The organism is Variovorax sp. J2P1-31 (assembly GCF_030317215.1).
Classification (GTDB): domain Bacteria; phylum Pseudomonadota; class Gammaproteobacteria; order Burkholderiales; family Burkholderiaceae_C; genus Variovorax.
Window position 1 is genome coordinate 1,099,448 of the sequence record NZ_JASZYA010000001.1, and the last position, 18,460, is coordinate 1,117,907.

Annotated in this window: 14 protein-coding genes; 7 read left to right on the forward strand and 7 right to left on the reverse strand. The window is 66.6% G+C overall.

Going from position 1 to position 18,460, the window contains the following annotated elements:
- Positions 1 to 222 precede the first annotated feature (222 nt).
- The 6 genes from QTI20_RS05095 to QTI20_RS05120 all read left to right on the forward strand — a co-directional run bounded on the left by QTI20_RS05095 (position 223) and on the right by QTI20_RS05120 (position 7,440).
- The gene (locus tag QTI20_RS05095) at positions 223 to 771 is read left to right on the forward strand and encodes a hypothetical protein (RefSeq protein WP_286549640.1); all 549 of its coding nucleotides are present in this window, start codon (positions 223 to 225) and stop codon (positions 769 to 771) included.
- A gap of 121 nt (positions 772 to 892) precedes the next feature.
- Positions 893 to 1,192: a hypothetical protein gene (locus QTI20_RS05100; protein WP_286549637.1), complete on the forward strand. Its 300-nt coding sequence runs from the start codon at positions 893 to 895 to the stop codon at positions 1,190 to 1,192.
- A 371-nt stretch (positions 1,193 to 1,563) separates the two neighbouring features.
- On the forward strand, positions 1,564 to 5,079 hold the full coding sequence (locus tag QTI20_RS05105) for a DUF4020 domain-containing protein (protein ID WP_286549635.1): 3,516 nt from the start codon (positions 1,564 to 1,566) through the stop codon (positions 5,077 to 5,079).
- A gap of 228 nt (positions 5,080 to 5,307) precedes the next feature.
- Positions 5,308 to 6,147 carry a hypothetical protein gene (locus tag QTI20_RS05110; protein ID WP_286549633.1) on the forward strand — a complete coding sequence of 280 codons (840 nt, stop codon included), beginning with the start codon at positions 5,308 to 5,310 and terminating at the stop codon, positions 6,145 to 6,147.
- Positions 6,148 to 6,224: 77 nt separating this feature from the next.
- The gene (locus QTI20_RS05115; protein ID WP_286549631.1) at positions 6,225 to 6,539 is read left to right on the forward strand and encodes a thermonuclease family protein; all 315 of its coding nucleotides are present in this window, start codon (positions 6,225 to 6,227) and stop codon (positions 6,537 to 6,539) included.
- Between the two features lie 238 nt (positions 6,540 to 6,777).
- The gene (locus tag QTI20_RS05120) at positions 6,778 to 7,440 is read left to right on the forward strand and encodes a tRNA-uridine aminocarboxypropyltransferase (RefSeq protein ID WP_286549630.1); all 663 of its coding nucleotides are present in this window, start codon (positions 6,778 to 6,780) and stop codon (positions 7,438 to 7,440) included.
- A 31-nt stretch (positions 7,441 to 7,471) separates the two neighbouring features.
- Here the strand turns inward: QTI20_RS05120 and QTI20_RS05125 are convergent, their stop codons facing one another.
- Entirely contained in the window at positions 7,472 to 8,365 is an 894-nt protein-coding gene (locus QTI20_RS05125; protein WP_286549628.1) for a DMT family transporter, read from the reverse strand.
- Between the two features lie 210 nt (positions 8,366 to 8,575).
- Here QTI20_RS05125 and QTI20_RS05130 point away from each other — a divergent pair, with 210 nt between their 5' ends.
- The gene (locus QTI20_RS05130) at positions 8,576 to 10,516 is read left to right on the forward strand and encodes a potassium transporter Kup (RefSeq protein ID WP_286549627.1); all 1,941 of its coding nucleotides are present in this window, start codon (positions 8,576 to 8,578) and stop codon (positions 10,514 to 10,516) included.
- 15 nt (positions 10,517 to 10,531) lie between these two features.
- On the opposite strand, the gene QTI20_RS05135 is transcribed toward QTI20_RS05130, so the two are convergent.
- The 6 genes from QTI20_RS05135 to QTI20_RS05160 all read right to left on the reverse strand — a co-directional run bounded on the left by QTI20_RS05135 (position 10,532) and on the right by QTI20_RS05160 (position 18,258).
- Positions 10,532 to 10,879, reverse strand: coding sequence for a copper-binding protein (locus QTI20_RS05135; RefSeq protein WP_286549625.1), 348 nt, complete (start codon positions 10,877 to 10,879; stop codon positions 10,532 to 10,534).
- 2 nt (positions 10,880 to 10,881) lie between these two features.
- Positions 10,882 to 14,043 (reverse strand): efflux RND transporter permease subunit, encoded by a 3,162-nt coding sequence (locus QTI20_RS05140; RefSeq protein ID WP_286549624.1) that lies wholly within the window; start codon positions 14,041 to 14,043, stop codon positions 10,882 to 10,884.
- Positions 14,040 to 15,530, reverse strand: coding sequence for an efflux RND transporter periplasmic adaptor subunit (locus QTI20_RS05145; RefSeq protein WP_286549622.1), 1,491 nt, complete (start codon positions 15,528 to 15,530; stop codon positions 14,040 to 14,042). Before QTI20_RS05145 ends, QTI20_RS05140 begins: the two co-directional genes overlap by 4 nt.
- The gene (locus QTI20_RS05150) at positions 15,527 to 16,768 is read right to left on the reverse strand and encodes a TolC family protein (protein ID WP_286549620.1); all 1,242 of its coding nucleotides are present in this window, start codon (positions 16,766 to 16,768) and stop codon (positions 15,527 to 15,529) included. The genes QTI20_RS05145 and QTI20_RS05150 overlap by 4 nt, the downstream gene beginning before the upstream one ends.
- A 76-nt stretch (positions 16,769 to 16,844) precedes the next feature.
- Positions 16,845 to 17,231: a hypothetical protein gene (locus QTI20_RS05155; protein ID WP_286549618.1), complete on the reverse strand. Its 387-nt coding sequence runs from the start codon at positions 17,229 to 17,231 to the stop codon at positions 16,845 to 16,847.
- Between the two features lie 49 nt (positions 17,232 to 17,280).
- Positions 17,281 to 18,258, reverse strand: a complete 978-nt coding sequence (locus tag QTI20_RS05160) for a transglutaminase family protein (protein ID WP_286549615.1) — start codon at positions 18,256 to 18,258, stop codon at positions 17,281 to 17,283.
- Positions 18,259 to 18,460: the final 202 nt, after the last annotated feature.

Here is an 18,460-nt window from a genome sequence, read left to right on the forward strand (position 1 = left end):
CTGACTTTTTGCGTATCCGCAAGAAATCCGGGCGTCGATGCGTCACATGGGGGGTGTGATCGCGTACCGCACTCGCGCAATTTTTTGCGCCTCGCGGCGCCGAATGCGGCGAGACCTGGTGTCAAATTGTAAGGATCGACGCGCGGCGCTCTCAGGGCCGGGGTCGGTCCGCAGGCACCGCGGTGTCTTTCCCCCTGTTCTCTCAATGAAAGCCTCGATTCCATGTTCTCTGCGCTCAAGCTGCTGTTCCTGTCCGCCGTTCTGGTGCTCACCGGCTGTGCCGCCAACGTGCAGCGCCAGGGCAGTGTCGACAAGCAACTCGCGATCTCGCCGGTCGCGGCCAAGCGCATCACGCTGGAGGTCCAGGGCAGCAAGGCGTTGGCCGCATCGAAGGACTGGGAGCAGTTTCGCAACGAATGGCGCATCGGCATGGAAGAGGCGACCAAAGCCGCGGGCATGACGCTCGCGCCCCTGGACGCGTCCGCCGCAGTGGGGGCCGCATCGGCCACGCAGCCCTCGACCCGCGTCACCGTCCGCATCAACGACTACCGCTACATCACGCGCGGCGCCCGCGTCGCCGTGGGCATCATGACCGGCAATGCGTACATCGATGCCGACGTCTTCTTCACCGAGCTGCCGGGGACGGCGCTCGCCGGCACGCGCAAGTACGCGACGACCTCATCGGCCATCCAGGGTGTCTTCGCACCGATGACCGAGAGCCAGATCCGGGGCATCTGCGACGAGATCGTCAAGGATGTGGCGCAGCGGTAGCGGAAGAGGGCGGTGGTGCCTTGCCGTTCATGCCTGAGGCGACTGCCCTGCAAGTCACTCGCGGCATGCAGGCGCACGGGCTGGGCTGCTTTGGCAATGGCGGACATTCAAAGGAGGCTTGATGTTCAACGTACTGACGGACGTCGTCGTCGGACTCTTCGAGTTCATCGTCGACGTCGTGCTCTTCAGAAGACAGCGCCGCAAGCGCGGCCACAGCGAGCGCGCATTCTCCGAGGACGCGGGCGAGATCGCACGCTTCGACCTCGTCACGTTGACGTCCATCGGTCTCGCATCGGTGGCGTTGATGATTTTCCTGAGCTTCGTTGTCGGTGTTTCCGTGGGCTGGAGCGTTGCGGTGGGTGTTGCAGTGGGCGGGGTTTGGGGCGTCTGGCGATATATGCAGATGGTTGATGGGCGGTAGGTGATGGCTGAAAGGATGGGAGCCTTGCGGCCAACGATAGGATGATGGGCTTCGGCCAGAAGGGGACGTTCAGCGCCTCGGGCCCGACGTCCGCTTCAGACTGGTTGCGGAAGTTCGCGATAGCGAATCTAGTCGACTGCTTGGGGCTGTAGAGCGGTCATTCCAGAGTGCATGATGCGCCCCTATGAGCGATTCAGGCCGCACCGATCCCGCACCACAACAAGCCTCGCCCCAAGGTTCCCATCGAACTAGCTGCGTGCGTCGTTCCGCCAAACGGCTGCACATCTGGATAGTCGCGCGCGCCAGGACGGCGTATCGATTTCTGGTGCAACACAACAACCGACAACTTCAGGTACAACGCGAGACGCACAATGACAAGGCTGGGCACGCTCGAATTTGACGACTGCATTCTCGATGCGCTGCGCGACGACAACCTCGTCGTGTTTGCCGGTGCCGGGGTTTCAATGGGGCCGCCATCCAATCTAGCCAGCTTCTGGAAACTCGCCAACGACATCGCGCTGGGCACTGGCCTGGCTCCAACCGAGTCAGAGCCACTCGACCGCTTTCTGGGAACTCTGCAGCATCGCAAGGTGGCAGTACACGAGCGCGCGGCCCAATCGTTGTCTCCTGTTGGAAGTGCTCCGAATGCTCTGCATTGGTCTCTGCTGCGTCTATTTCGCACGGCAGAGAGAGTTCGGGTCGTGACCACGAATTTCGATCGACACTTCGAAACAGCAGCCAACGCCTTGTTCGGCTCAGAGCCGCGCGTTTATCACGCTCCGGCCCTGCCTCTGGGCTACGACTTTACCGGCATCGTCCATGTGCACGGCGCGCTTCCACATGCGCGAGACCTGGTCCTGACTGACGCGGATTTTGGTCGGGCCTACCTGACCGAAGGTTGGGCTAGACGCTTCCTCTTGGATGTCTTTCGCCGATACACGGTGCTATTCGTGGGCTATAGCCACAACGATGTGGTGATGAACTATCTCGCCCGCGCGCTGCCCGCCGAGGTTGCAGTCGGACGCTTCGCCCTCACTGACGAAGATGGAAGCTGGGACCTCCTTGGCATCAAGCCTGTTCGGTTCAATCGAGTTGATGGTCCTAGCGCCTACCAAGAGCTTTACGACGGCGTTCAAATGCTCGCTGAGCGCGCGACGCGTGGAGCCTTGGACTGGCAGACCCGCATGGCGGAGATCGGGGGGAGAGAGCCCCCGGCCGATGCGGAAGCCACCGGCGAAGTCGAACACGCGCTTCGTGAGGTGCACACCACGCGCTTTTTTACCAATGTCGCACGAAGCGCTGAATGGCCCAAGTGGTTAGGTGCCCGTAAGCATCTCGATGCACTGTTCTCCCCAGCAGAACTGAGCGAGCGAGACAAGCTATTAGCATGGTGGCTGGCAGAGCATTTTGCTATCGAACATCCAAACGTGATCTTCGACTTGCTTGCCACACACGGCATGAGACTGAACCCCAATTTTTGGTGGTCCATCGGCCGTGAACTGGGCGTCGTGAAAGATAAGCCGCTGGAGGAGCCCGCACTCAAGCGCTGGGTGTCGATCTTGCTCGCCACGGCACCGACCGCCGCAGATCATCATGTGATGTCGTGGCTCGCCGAACGGTGTGGTGACCAGGGCCTCTTCGGGCTGACGCTGAAAGTATTCTTCTCAATGGGGCAACACAGGCTCAACATCAAACCTAAATTCGTCTGGCATGAGCTGGAAGATGGCGAGCAGCGAGGAATAGACGCCGAATGCGTCCTGCGCGCTGACCACTGGTCCATGAATGAAGTCTGGACCAAACATCTGCAGCCTCAAATCGCTTCGATAGCGCAGCCTTTGCTTTCTGGAATCTCCCAACGTCTGGAAGAGATGCATCACGATCTCAGGGCCTGGGAGATTGCGACTCAGGATTGGGATTCGGTGAGCTATGGCCGGGCAGCGATAGAAGCCCACGAGCAGGATCGGCACCCGGAAGCAATTGACGTGTTGATCGATGCGGCTCGTGATGCTCTCGAATGGCTTGCAGGGAGTACGCCCGCTCTGGCCAACTCATGGATCGAAAGACTCATTGCCTCGGACGTCCCCTTGCTACGGCGACTGGCGATACACGCGACTACAGTTCTTCCGCAAATGTCAGCCGATGAGCGCTTGGGGTGGCTTCTGGATCGAGTCGATCTGAACAATTTCTTGGAACATCACGAGATTCGCCGTGCGGCGTTTCTGAGCTTCGGAACGGCGAGTGAAGAGATGCGCCAAGCGATTGTGAACGGCGTGCTCGCGCACACATTGCCGGCGAGCGATGACAGATCCGCCGAGATGCGAACCGCACGCGCGCATTTCGACTGGCTCTCATGGTTGCTGCAGTCGAAGCCGGATTGCCCGCTGGCTGGAGCGGCACTGGCGCTGATCACTGCACAGTATCCGCACTGGGTTCCGTCCGACCATCCCGATCTCACTCATTGGACGGGTTCGGCGGAATGGGTAGGGTCGCGAAGCCCTTGGTCCGTTGAAGAGCTTTTGGCTCGCACCCCCGGTGAGCAACTCGATGACTTGCTCAACTTCAACGGTAACCGCTTCGACGGGGCAGGCAGGGACGGCTTGATAGCGACCGTCCGCGACGCCTGCAAGCAGGAATCAAGTTGGGCGTTCGAATTCGCGGAGGCTTTGAGCGAGAGGCTGCTGTGGCCATCTGACCTTTGGCCCGCTGTGATCAGAGGATTGCAGGAAGCCGAATTGGGGGTGGATGGCTGGCGCAGGCTGCTGGCTGTTGCGTCAAGGCGGGAATTGCGCGAAGCGCACGCGTACGATATTGCGAATCTGCTTTACGCGCTCGTCAGGGATGGCGGCAAGCCATTCGCCCTTGATCTGCTCGAAGACGCCAACGCAATCGCCCTACCTGTCTGGCAGGCTCTCCCATCCAACGCTGAGGACGAGGATGTTGACGATTGGCTGTCGCGCGCCATCAACCGGCCGGCCGGCGCGATCGTCGAGTTCTGGATCAGTGGCTTGTCGCTGTTCATGCACGGCAAGGGAAGGACCGAAAGAACTCTACCCGACAACTACCGGCAATGGTTCACGGTGGTGGCTCAGGACGCCACATCGAAGGGCGGCTTAGGTCGCACCCTTCTGGCCAGTCAGACTGCCTTCTTGTTCAGCCTCAGCGACGACTGGACGCGACAACACATCGTTCCGCTCTTCAACGACAAGGTTCGCCAGAAGTTCCGTCAAGCATGGGACGGCTTCCTCGTCTGGGGCCGGCTGAATCCGGCGTTGGTCGAAGCTTTGATGTCCGCTTTCATTGGAGCATTGGAACGATTCAACGTCGATTTCTCGGATCGACGGCGTCGCTTTGTCGAGTTCTACGCGGCCTTGGCGGTGTTTCATGTCACAGACCCGACGGCGCACCTTCTGCCTGCCCTCTTCAAGTACGGTTCAGTGGACGACCGAATCGGGTTCACATCCCATGTCGGCCATTGCCTCCGCCAGCTGCAGCCTGCCGCCAGACAAGAGCTGTGGGACGCTTGGCTGCATCGCTATTGGCAAGGCCGTCTGCAGGCTGTCCCTGTCAAGTTGGAGGAGGCCGAAATTCGGGCCATGATCGAGTGGTTGCCAGACCTCAGCGAATCGTTCCCGACCGCAGTAACGCTAGTTGTCCGCTCGCCCCCTGTCCGCATTGAGCACAGCGGTGTCCTGTACGGTTTGAAAGAGAGCGACTTGGTCACGCGCTACCCCGCCGAGACGGCTCAATTGCTGATTTATCTGTGCAGTTGCGTAATCGGCTACCACGCCGGTGATCTCGGAACTATCGCCGGCCGCCTTCCTGCTCTTGAACCTGCTCTGAGGCGGCAACTCGATGACGGGTTGGCTCAAGTCGGGGTTAAGCGATAGACCGTGTCGCGATCGGAACGGCTGCCGCCTCGAGCGGGCACTAGGCACGCGACGAGCAGGATTGAGGGGGGCAACGTCATGGGGCGCTGTGAAAGACCGCAGCCGAAAGCGGCTTCACCGAGGCTTCGGCCGCTGCGACACCCGGGGAGGCGCTTGCAGGCAGAGCTCGATGACCCGCTTCGGCAGTGCGCGGCGCGCGGCTGCAGCTAATCTTAAAAAGGAGACAAGATGGAAAAAGATCGGTACGTACTATTCGAGCGATACGAGCTTGCAGATAGATTTCTGGAAGAGCTTAAGTCGGAAATGGAAAGTCATGAGTACTGGGACTATCCAAGAGAACATCCCTTTGATGACAGGTGCATAGTCTCTTGGAACGACCACTATTTGTCGAGAGCAGCCCATCTTCTCGACAACAAGAAGATCCTGACGCCGGCAGAGGTTCGGTCAGAGGGATGGGAATTCCATCCGGTCTTCACTGGATCGTTTATCAATGCTCGCCTGAAGCTGGATCAGGCGCAGTTTTTACATGACGGTCTGAAAGACGCTTCGCGCCACCCAAATTTTCCTGTTTACAGAGCGCTGTTCTTTGCGTTGCTCGCATCGTTCTATTCGCTCAAGGAAGCGATCAAAGTGACCTGCAAGAGGCTCAGCCCGCAGGCAGATAAATGGTGGGATGTACGGAAAGAGGCGCTCTGGGCGGACCCTCACGCAAAGTACTTTCACGAACTGAACAATGCTGAAAAGCACCATTTAAATCCTTCCCCTCTGCAGCTGAGCGCAATGCAGTACGGATTTCAAATGCGCCCTCCCGCTGTTTTCTTTACGGGGCGAGTGGTCTTTTCAGCGGAAGGTGCTTTCGGGATTGCCAACGAAGGCACCGCGAGGGAAAAGCGCATCTACATTCCCGGCATGAATCAAGACCGTACTGTGTATTTGCTCGATGCGAACGGCGCAGGATTAGGCGATCCGGTGGTAATTTCGGCGCACGTGCTTCGGTTGTATGAAGACGCTGTCTTCGACGCCAGAACAGCCTTCGAACGCAAGCGTAAGACCGCATCCAACGGCTAGTCTTCTAGGCGCGCGGCCGCCGCCGCGCATCCTCCTCCACCTGCCTTGTTGTCCGAATCTCTGATGGCGACACGCGCATGCTGCGGAGAGCCAGCCAGCTATACCCAGTGAAGGTGCGGCTGGCAGAAATCGACGCGCCGGAGAAGGCTCAGGCGTTCGGCGAGCGCAGCCCACAGTCGCTTGCCGCAATGTGCGCAGGCGAACAAGCTGTCCTGCGCCCAACGAGTATCGACTTTTATGGGGCGCACTGTGGCGCGTGCGGAATGTCGCGGGAAGGATGCCAACGCCGAATAGGTGCGCGCCGGGATGGCGTGGGCGTACATGCAGTACCAAACCGACCCTCTAATCCCGAAGCTTCAGAGGCAAGCACGAAGAACGCGGGCGGGGCTTAGGTGGCACAGGGCACAAGCGCTGAGCCACTACCGCCATGGAAGTGGCGCAAGGCCAGGCGAAGAAATTAGCGCATGTCGAGAACCGCGCGCATGCACGCACAGACGAAGGTTACGAAGGACAGCTTCGGGCCCGAAGCGGTCCCCCGACTTTGTCCAAAGCTGCCGGTCATCGCGCCAAAGCCAAGCGACATCCCGCTCCACGCATGGTCTAACCAGGCACGCTGAATAAAATTCCGCCATGTGCGCCGCTTCAGTCCCCCGCCCCCAGTGCACCGCGTGCCTGCGCCCGCTCAGCGCCTGCATTTGCCGCTGGGTCGCGCCCACCGACCACGCGGTGGAGGTGCTGGTGCTGCAGCACCCGCTGGAGGTCCACCAGGCCAAGGGCAGTGCCCGGCTGCTGCACCTCAGCTTGGCGCACTGCCGCTTGGTGGTGGGTGAGGCATTTGCCGCGCCGGTCTGGCCGGTGGACGACAAGCACACGCTGCTGCTGTACCCGGACAGTCCGCAAGACAGCGCTCCGGACCTGCGAGCCCCGCTCCCACTACCGCCCGAATGGCCGCAAGCCAAGTCGCGCCTGCGCCTGGTCGTGCTGGACGGCACCTGGCGCAAAAGCCGGAAGATGCTCTACCAAAGCCCGCCACTGCAGCAGTTGCCCCGCTTGGCCCTGCGCAACTTGCCGCCTTCGCATTACCGTATCCGCAAAGCCCATGGGCCCGACCAACTGTCCACGCTGGAGGCGACCTGCTACGCCTTGAGCCAATTGGAAGGCGATGCGGCGCGGTTCCAGCCCTTGTTGGATGCCTTCGACGGGTTTGTAGAGTACGTGGAGCAGGCTGGCGGGCAGCGAAACGCGCAAACTGACAAGTCCTGCACTCGACCAAGGGTTACCGGGTTCATTTGATCCCGCTGCAGCAGCACATGCCCGCTCCGGCTCAGCCGACCTGCCGCTTTTCCCCTGCAGCCCTCGGCGCCTCGCTTCGCGCCAGCCACAGCCCGCTCGCAACGATCAACGCCCCGCCGCCCAGCGTCCAGGCATCGGGCGCGGCCTGCCAGAACACCCAGTCCAGCAGGAGCCCCCAGGCGAGGGCGCTGTACTCGAAGGGCGCGATGGCGGCGGCCTGGCCGTGGCGGAAGGCTTCGGCGATGGCCAACTGGCCCAGGAAGCCGCTGATGGCCAGGCCTGCCAGCAGCCAGGTGTGCTCGGCCTGGATCGGCACCCATTGCGGCGCCGACAGCAGGCTGCCGCAGACCGCCATGCCTGCCGTGGTCCAGAAGACCAGCGCGGCGCTCGATTCGGTGCGGCTGATGAGCCGGCCCAGCATGTTCGACAGCGCGTAGCAGACGGCGGCCACCAGAATCGCCAGGGCACCGGTCGAGAGGAAGGCCCCTTGCTCGGGTCGCAGCGCGATCACGACCCCGATGAAGCCCAGCCCGATCGCGATCCAGTGCCGCGGCTGGACCGACTCGCCCAGCATCGGCACGGCGATCAGCACCATCAGCAGCGGCGCGATGAAGGTGAGGGTGTAGGCCTCGGCCAGGCCCAGGGTCTTCAGGCCATGGACGAAGAGCACGAGCATCGTCATGTTCAGCGCGGTGCGCAGCAGATGCAGGCGCCAGCGCAGCCGGCGGTTGAAGACGCCGGCCGCCTCGCGCCGCCAGGCGATGTACAGGCACACCAAGGGCAGGGCCGTGAGGCCGCGCATGGCCATCACCTGCACCGGCGGGTAATGCCCGGCCAGGTTCTTGAGCAGCGCGTCCATGCAGGCGAAGAAGGCGCAAGCCAACAGCATCGCGGCGATGCCGCGCAGGGTTCCGGTCGAGTGCATGGTCGGGTTGTCCTGCGGCAGTGGCCGGGACGGAGGGGGCTTGTCTTGGATCGCCTGGCGTCGGCGTGATGAACGTTCGGTCTGGGTCGGATTCTGCCTTCGATCAGCGCGCCGCAGGCTGCACGCAAAAGAGCAGCGCCCGTCGCGCCGCCGGTGGCACACTGCGCCTGTCGTCCCCATCGGGCATTCCGGCGCAATGCGCTTCCAAGAATGACGTCCACCTCCAGCGCAGCGACAACGGCCACGGCATCCCTCGCGGCACCGTCCCCCGGCCCCTTGCATCACAAGCGGCGGACACCGGCCCTGGTGCTGGCCGCGATCGGGGTGGTCTACGGCGACATCGGCACCAGCCCGCTCTACACCCTGAAGACGCTGTTCGATCCGGCCAACGGCATGCCGCTGAACCCGGCGAACGTGATCGGCGTGGTGTCGCTGATCTTCTGGTCGCTGATGATCGTGGTCTCGCTCAAGTACGTGGTGCTGATCATGCGGGCCCACAACCATGGCGAGGGCGGGATCATGGCGCTGCTGGCCTTGGCCGCGTCCTCGGTGGCGGACCGCCCGCGGCTGCGCCGCATGCTGTTGCTGATCGGCGTGTTCGGCGCCTCGCTGTTCTACGGCGACGGCGTGATCACGCCGGCGATCTCGGTGCTCAGCGCGATCGAGGGGCTCGAGCTCGCGGCGCCCGGGCTGGCCCAGTACGTGGTGCCGATCACGCTGGCCGTGCTGGTGCCGCTGTTCCTGGTGCAGAAGCGCGGCACCGCGGGCATGGGCGCGATCTTCGGGCCGATCATGGTCGTGTGGTTCGTGGTGCTGGCGGGCGCGGGCGTCGCCCATCTGCTGGCGCAGCCGGCCATCCTGGCCGCGCTGAACCCGCTCGAGGGCCTGGCCTTCTGCCTGCACCACGGCTGGCTGGCCTTCGTCGCGCTGGGCGCGGTGGTGCTGGCGCTGACCGGCGCCGAGGCGCTCTATGCCGACATGGGCCATTTCGGCGCGATGCCGGTGCGGCTGTCCTGGTTCAGCCTGGTGTTCCCGGCGCTGGCGCTCAACTACCTGGGGCAGGGCGCGCTGCTGATCGCCGACCCCACGGCCGTGACCAACCCCTTCTTCCTGATGTTCCCGGCCTGGGCGCTGGTGCCGATGGTGCTGCTGGCCTCCGCCGCCACCGTGATCGCCTCGCAGGCGGTGATCTCGGGCACCTACTCGATGACCAAGCAGGCGATCCAGCTCGGCTTCCTGCCGCGCATGCAGGTGCGCTACACCTCCGAATCGGAGGCCGGCCAGATCTATGTGCCGGCCGTCAACTGGCTGCTGCTGGCGGCCGTGGTGATGGCGGTGCTGGGCTTCGGCTCCTCGACCGCGCTGGGCTCGGCCTACGGCATCGCGGTCACCGGCACGATGCTGATCACCACCTGCCTGACCTTCTTCGTGGTGCGCTATGCCTGGCGCTACAACTGGTGGCTGTGCGTGCTGGCGACCGGCTTCTTCCTGGTCATCGACGTGGCCTTCTTCTCGGCCAACCTGCTGAAGATCGCGCAGGGCGGATGGTTCCCGCTGGCGATCGGCGTGGTGATGTTCATCGTGCTGACCACCTGGCACCGGGGCCGCGAGATGATGGAGCGCGAGGCCCGGGAGCGCGCCGGCACCACGCCGCTCGGGCCCTTCATCCAGGCGCAGGTCGGCAGCCGGAGCGACCGGGTCGAAGGCGCCGCGATCTACATGTCGATCAACCCCAAGGGCGTGCCGCACGCGCTGCTCAAGAACCTCGAGCACAACCACGTGCTGCACGAGTGCATGGTGTTCCTCACGGTGGTCAACCACGAGGTCCCGCGCGTGCCGGCGGCCGAGCGGATCACGCTGACCGACCTGGGCGCCAACTGCTTCCACCTGAGCGTGCAGTACGGCTTCAAGGACCGGGTCCACATCCCGATGGCGCTCGAGCTCTGCGCGCGCCACGGGCTGGTGTTCAGGCCGGACAAGATCTCCTATTTCCTGAGCCGCGCGTCGCTGGTGCCGAGGCCGGGGCACGGCATGGCGATGTGGCGCGCGCGCTTGTTCGCGACCATGCTGCACAACGTGGGCAGCGTGGCCGACTTCCTCAAGCTGCCTTCCAGCCGGGTGATCGAGCTGGGCGTGCGCATCGAGATCTGAGCCGGCCCGGCAGGCTCAGCGCGCCGCTTCGAGATGCGTCACGGTCGGCTTGCCCTGCACGACCTCGACGTGGAAGCGCACCTTGTCGCCGGCTTTGGCCCGGTCGAGCATCTTTTGATCAGCGACGTCGAAGCCCATGGTCATCGCGGGCATCGCGAGGTTGGGGATGTCGCCGTGCTTGAGCACGATCAGGCCGCGCGCCGGGTCGACCTTCTGGACCACCGCGTCGGTCAGCTGGCCGGCCCCGGCCTGGGGCTGCGCCGGCATCTGCATGGACGCCATGGGGTCCTTCGCGGCCTGGGCATGGGCCAGGGCGGTCGAAGCGGCGAGCAGTGCGAAGGCGAGGGAAGGGATGGTTTTCATGATCAAGCTCCTGGGGTTGGATGGATGGAAGAGACAGGGGAAGAAGAGGCGGTGCGCCGATGCAGCAGGTACCAGGCCGCCGGCACGACCAGCATGCTCAGCAGCGGCGCGCTGACCATGCCGCCGACCATGGGCGCGGCGATGCGCGTCATCACCTCCGAGCCGGTGCCGTGGCCCCAGAGGATGGGCAGCAGGCCGGCCATCACCACGGCCACGGTCATGGCCTTGGGCCGCACGCGCAGCACCGCGCCTTCGCGGATCGCGGCGCGCAGGGTGTCGTCGTTCATGGGTTCGCCGGCTTCGAGGCGCCGGTCCAACGCGTTCTTGAGGTAGACCAGCATCACCACGCCGAACTCGGCCGCCACACCGGCCAGCGCGATGAAGCCGACCGCCGTGGCCACCGAGATCGAATGGCCCAGCGCCCAGATCAGCCAGAAGCCGCCGATGAGCGAGAAGGGCACGGCCGCCATCACCAGCGCCGCATCGGCGAAGGACCGGAACAGGAGGTAGAGCAGCACGAAGATCACGGCCAGCGTGACCGGGATCACCAACGTCAGCCGCTCGGTCGCGCGTTCCAGGTACTCGAACTGGCCCGACCACGACACCGCGTAGCCCGCGGGCAGCTTCACGGCCTGGTCGACCGCGGCCTGCATCGCGTGGACGGCGGAACGCAGGTCGCGCCCGCGCACGTCGACGTAGACCCAGCCCGACAGCCGCGCGTTCTCGCTGCGCAGCATGGGCGGGCCGTCGGCGATGCCGATCTTCGCCACGTCGCCGAGCAGCAGCTGCGCGCCCTTGTCGGTCACGAAGGGCAGCTGCCGCAGGCGCTCCAGCGAGTCGCGGATCTCGCGCGGGTAGCGCAGGTTGATCGGGTAGCGCTCGCGGCCCGCGATGAGCTCGCCCACGTTGTCGCCGCCGATGGCGGTGGACACCACGGCCTGCACCTCGGCCACCGAAAGGCCATAGCGCGCGGCCGCGAGCCGGTCGACGTCGACATCGATGTAGCGCCCGCCCGTGAGCCGCTCCGCCAGCGCCGAGGACACGCCGGGCACGGGCTTGACGGCGGCCTCGATCTGCGTGCTCAGCGCATCGATGGTGGCCAGGTCCGGGCCCGCCACCTTGATGCCCACGGGGCTCTTGATGCCCGTGGCCAGCATGTCGATGCGGTTGCGGATCGGCGGCACCCAGACGTTGCTCAGGCCCGGCACCTGCACCGCGTGGTCGAGCGCCTCGATCAGCTTGTCGGGCGTCATGCCCGCGCGCCATTGATCCCTGGGTTTGAACTGGACCGTGGTCTCGAACATCTCGAGCGGCGCGGGGTCGGTCGCGGTGTCGGCGCGGCCGGCCTTGCCGAACACGCGCGCGACCTCGGGCACGGTCTTGATCAGGCGGTCGGTCTGCTGCAGCAGCTCGGCCGCCTTCGACACCGACAGGCCCGGCAGGGCCGAGGGCATGTAGAGCAGGTCGCCTTCGTCCAACGGCGGCATGAACTCGCCGCCCAGCCGCATCAGCGGCACGGCCGTCAGCGCCAGCAGCAGCGCGGCGACGAGCAGCGTGGCCTTGGGAAAGCGCAGCACCCATTCCAGCGCGGGCCGGTACACGGCCATCAGGACGCGGTTCACCGGGTTGGCGGCCTCGTGCGGGATGCGCCCGCGGATCAGGTAGCCCATGAGCACCGGGATCAGGGTCACCGACAGGCCGGCCGCGGCCGCCATCGCATAGGTCTTGGTGAAGGCCAGCGGCGCGAACAGCCGGCCCTCCTGCGCCTCGAGCGAGAACACCGGCACGAAGGACAGCGTGATCACCAGCAGCGAGAAGAACAGGGCCGGGCCGACCTCCACCGAGGCATCGCCCACCAGCCGCCAGCGTTCGGCCGTCGTGGGTGGCCGGCCCTGCGCGGTCTCGAAGGCCTCGATGTGCTTGTGCACGTTCTCGACCATCACGATCGCGCCGTCGACCATCGCGCCGATGGCGATCGCGATGCCGCCCAGCGACATGATGTTGGCGTTGACGCCCTGCCAGTGCATCACGACGAAGGCCGCGAGCACGCCGACCGGCAGGGCCACCACCGCCACCAGCGCCGAGCGCAGGTGGAACAGGAAGACCGCGCAAACCAGCGCCACCACGATGAACTCCTCGATCAGCTTGGTGCGCAGGTTCTCGACCGCGCGGTCGATCAGCAGCGAGCGGTCGTAGGTCGGCACGATCTCCACGCCCGGCGGCAGGCTGGGCTTGAGCGCTTCGAGCCTGGCCTTGACGGCCGCGATGGTGGCGCGCGCATTCTTGCCCGAACGCATCACGACCACGCCGCCCGCCACTTCGCCTTCGCCGTCGAGCTCGGCGATGCCGCGCCGCATCTCGGGGCCGACCTGCACCGTCGCCACGTCGCGCAGCAGCACGGGCGTGGCGCCGCTCGTGGCCAGCGGGATGGTGCGGAAGTCGTCCAGCGTGCGCAGGAAGCCGCGCGAACGCACCATGTACTCGGCCTCGGCGAATTCGACCACCGAGCCGCCCGAGGCCTGGTTGGCCTTCTGCAGCGCGTCGACGACGGTCGATTGCGTGATGCCCAGCGCGCGCATGCGGTCGGGGTCGAGCAGCACCTGGTACTGGCGCACCATGCCGCCGATGCTCGCGACCTCGGCCACGTCGGGCACGGTCTTGAGCTCGAACTTGAGGAACCAGTCGTTGAGCGCGCGCAGCTGCCCGAGGTCGTGCGTGCCCGTGCGGTCGACCAATGCGTACTCGTAGACCCAGCCCACGCCCGTGGCATCGGGGCCCAGCGCGGCGTTGGCGCCCGCGGGCAGCTTGCTCTGCACCTGGTTCAGCGACTCCACGACGCGCGAGCGCGCCCAGTAGGGATCGGTCTTGTCGTCGAACAGCACGTAGACGAAGGAGTCGCCGAAGAAGGAGTAGCCGCGCACGGTCTTGGCACCGGGCACGCTGAGCATCGTGGTGGTCAGGGGATAGGTGACCAGGTCCTCCACCACCTGGGGCGCCTTGCCCGGGAAGGGCGTGCGGATGATGACCTGCGTGTCCGACAGGTCGGGCAGCGCGTCGAGCGGCGTGCGGGCCACCGACCACGCGCCCGCGGCCACCAGGAACAGGGTCGCGATCAGCACCAGGAAGCGGTTGCCGATCGACCAGCGGATCAGGGCGGCGATCATGGCTTGCCGCCTGCCGTCACGCGCTGGACCCCGACCAGTTCGTAGCCCGTCGGGCCGCCCTCCTTGAATTCGAAGCGCACGGTGTCGCCGGGCCGGATGTCCGGGAAGGCCTCGGGCGAGGCCTTGGCGAAGCCCATGGTCATCGGCGGCCACCGGAGCGTGGCGACCGGGCCGTGCGAGACGGTGATGCTGTCGGGCGCCACGGTCTCGACCTTGCCTTCGGCCTGGTGGATCGCCGCAGCGGGCGCCGACGCAGCCGAGACCGGTGCGGGTGCCGCGATGTTCCCCAGCACCGAGCGCAGCCGCGCCTCGGAGTCGATCAGGAACTGGCCGCTGGCCACGACCTGGTCGCCTTCGGCCAGGCCGGAGAGGACCTCGGTGTCCTCGCCCTGGTCGGCCCCCAGCGACACCTCGCGCGGCTCGAAACCGCCCTCGGGCTGGCGCACGATGACCACCACGCGCTGGCCCGTGCGGATCACGGCCTCCGACGGCACGAGCAGCCGGGTGCTGCGCGGCCCCGCGACCTGCAGCCGCAGCAGCAGGCCGGGCACCAGCTTGCCGTTGCGGTTGTCGACCTCGAAGCGGGCCTTCAGGGTGCGGGTGGCCGCGTCGATCTCGGGCAGGATCTCGTCGAGCGTGCCGCTGAAGGTCTGCGTTGGATCGGCCTGCAGCACGGCCTGGACCTTCTGGCCGCGCGCCAGGCGCAGCGCCTGCGCCTCGGGGATCTGGGCCACGGCCCAGACCTTGTCCAGGCCCGCGATGCGGAACAGCGTGGTGCCGGGCGACACGGCCACGCCTTCGCGCACGCCCAGCTCGGCCACCACGCCGGCGCTCGGTGCCGTGAGCACATAGCGGGCCTGCGCGGTGCCCGTCGCTTCGCTGCGCCGCACGAGATCGGCCGGGATCGACAGCGCGCGCAGGCGCTCTCGCGCCGCCCCGACGATCTCGGCCGACACGCCGGCGCGCTGGAGCGCCAGCAGCTCGTTCTGCGGGCCGAGCCAGTCGGGCGCGAAGACCGTCGCCAGGGCCTGGCCCTTGCGCACGCGCTCCATCGGCGCGCGCACCGACAGCTGCTCGACATAGCCCGCCACGCGCGTCTGCACGGCCACGTTGAGCCGCTCGTCGAACTGCACGGTGCCGACGGCGTCGAAGGACGTGGAGGTCTCGGCACGCCGCACCTTCGCGTAGCGGATGCCCAGGTTCTGCTGCACGGCCGGACTGATCGCCACGCCTGTGTTTTGCGTCGCGCCTTCGGCATAGACGGGCACCAGCTGCATGTCCATGAAAGGCGACTTGCCGGGCTTGTCGAAGCGCTGGCCCGGCACCATGGGGTCGTGCCAGTAGAGGACCTGGCGGGTGTCGGCGGCGGCAGGCGCGGCCATCGATGCCTCCATCGACGGGCCCGTCCTGCGGCCCAGGTAGAAGGCGCCGGTTGCAAGCAGCAGGGTGGCGAGCAGCGCGGCGCCGATCGTGCGGGTTCTTTTCATCGCGCCACCTCTTCGCCGAGCGGCTTGAAGGCCAGCTGGACCTGTGTCCGGGCCAGCTCGCGCTGCAGGGCCAGCAGCTTGCGCTGCGCCTCGACCTCGGCGTGCCGTGCTTCGAACAGCGTGAGCAGGCTGCCCTGGCTGGACTGGTAGGCGGCCGTCGCAGCCGCCGTTCTCTGGCCCGCGGCGGCGACCACGGTGTCGCGGTAGCGGTCGATGCGTTGCTGCAGGCGTTGCGCATCGCTGGCGAGCGAGCGGTACTCGGCGGTGGCGGCCCGGGTGGCTTCGGCCAGCGCGGCCTCGGCCTTGTCGGCCAGCGCGAGCTGGGCGGCGGTGTCGCGGTCCTGGCGCTCGCCGGGCGCGATGGCCAGCGGGATGTTCACGCCTACCGACACCATGTCGGCATAGCCGGTGCGCTGGCCGTAGCTGAGGTCCCAGCTCCAGTTGGGCTTGCGGTTGGCGGCGGTCACGTCGGCGTTGCGCCGCGCCATGTCGAGTTCGCGCTGCAGCGTCGCGACCGTGGGGTGCGCGGCCACATAGGCTTGCTCGGTGGGCAGCGTGATGGTGGGCGGCGGCTGCAGCTCTGCGGGCACGACGCCGACCCAGCGCTGGAAGGCGACGCCGGCCGCGCTCTGCTGCTGCCGGATGTCGGCCGTCTCGTCTTCGGCCATGCCTTTGGCGCCGGCCAGTGCTAGCACCTCCTGGCTGCTGCCCGCGGCCGAGGACAGGCGGGCGCGCGACGCTTCCAGCTCCTCATGGGCGTGGTGTTCCATGCGGGTGGCGAGCTGCAGGTTCTCATCGGCATAGAAGGCGTCGACGTAGGCCAGCGCGGTCTGAAGGCGGGTGTCGGCGGTGGCGGCCCGCACCTGCACCGCTTCGCGATCGACCGCCGCATCGGCGGCCGCCTGCCGTGCCGCGCGCTTGTCGGCAGACAGCCATTCCTGGCTGATGCCGATGCGCTTCATGGTCATCGAATCGCGCGCGGTGTGGAAGCGGTCCGGCCCGGTGGCGGGCAGGTTGTCGACGCCGATGCGCAGCGTGGGGTCGGGCAGTTGGGCGGCCGCATGGGCCGCCTCGCTGGCGCTCAGGACGCCGGCCTGGGCCGCGCGGGTGCTGAGGGAGCGCTGCGCGGCGAGCTGCAGCGCGGCGTCGAGGGACAAGGCAGACGGGGACGCGGCCGCGGCAAGGCACGGCAGCAGCGCGGCGGCCCAGACGGCCGCGCGCGGGAAAGGATGGGACATGAAAACTCCGCAGACGAACGAAACAATCGCCGGCACGCGGACACGCCGCACCGGCACCGATCAGTCGACGGAGAGGTCAAACGCGCAGTCTGCGCGTGGAGAGGAAAACGGGTTCGGGCGGCGGATGCTGCCGCTCGGGTTCGGCCTGGCGGGGCAGGGCATGGCTCGCCGACACCAGCACCAGGGGCATCATCACGATCTGCACGATGGCGGGCAGCGAGGGCGTGCTGAGCTTCACCGGCTCGAAGGACAGTGAGAGGTCGGCCGCATGCTGGAAGCACAGCACCGGCTGGGCCATGTCCATGCCCTCGCAGGGCGCGGCGCTCGCCACCATTTCGGCCATGGCCTGCGTGTCCGGCACGCCGGGGCAGACATAGGCGGCCAGCGCCAGCTGCGAGAACAGCAGCGACAAGACCACGGCGAAGGCGGTCAGGCAGCGATGGAGGGAACGGCGGCGGGCCATGAGGACGCGGAGTGTAGCGCGGCAGGCCGCGGCCTGCAGGCGGCGGGGTTCAGGTCCTGGATTGCGATTGCGATTGCGACTGCGATGCCGATGCCGATGCCGATGCCGATGGCGCCGCCGCGACTGCGGCCGCCAACTCCTCCTGCGGCTGCACCGTCACCCCCACGTCGAGCGTGTGGCGCGCGCCGCCGTGCAGCACGCCGCGCATCGGCGAGACGTCGGCGTAGTCGCGGCCGATGGCCAGGGTCACGTAGTCCTCGCCGGGCTGGCGGCCGTTGGTCGGGTCGAAGTCGGCCCAGTCGCCCGGGCCGTCCGCGCCGGGCAGGTAGACCGACACCCAGGCATGCGAGGCGTCGGCGCCCACCAGCCGCGGCTGGCCCGGCGGCGGCTGCGTCAGCAGGTAGCCGCTGACGTAGCGCGCGGGCAGGCCCATGGTGCGGAAGCAGGCGATCAGGATGTGGGCGAAGTCCTGGCACACGCCCTTGCGCTGCGCCAGCGCCTCGACCGCGGGCGTGCTGATCTCGGTGCTGGTGGCGTCGTAGTCGAAGTCGCGGTACATGCGCTGCATCAGGTCGCTCGCCACCTCGAAGGTCGGGCGGCCGGGCACGAAGCTGGCGCGGGCATAGGTGGCGAAGTCGTCGTGCCGCGGCACGTAGCGCGAGGGAAAGACGAAGTCCGAGGCGGGATCGAAGCGCGCGCCCTTGGCATAGCGGAAGCGCTCGCGCACCGCCTCCCAGGGCAGCTCGCGCGCGATGCTCTCGGCCAGCACCGGCTCGGAGGTCTCGACCACGCTCTGGGCCTTGACCACCAGGTGCTCGTGCGTCGACTCGAGCGCGAAGAAGGCGCGCGTGTTGCCGTAGACGTCGGCCGATTCGCTGCGCTGCGCGGGCTCGGGCGTGATCGACAGCGCATGGCTCAGCAGCTTCTGCGAGGCGGTCTCGCGCGGCTTGAGGTGCGCCAGGTGCTGCGCGGTCTCGACCGGCGGCACGTAGTCGTAGCGGGTCTCGTGGGTGACGTGCAGGCGCATCTCAGTTCTCCGTGGCAATGCGCGCCGAGGACAGCGGATGAACCTGCCACAGGCAATGGCCAGAGATACCGCGGAACCGGCTTCGCCGGGCCGCTGGTATCGCCCCCTTGAGGGGGAGGCGCCGCAGGCGCGTCGGGGGTGGTCCAGAGATACCGCGGAACCGGCTTTGCCGGGCCGCCGGTATCGCCCCCTCGAGGGGGAG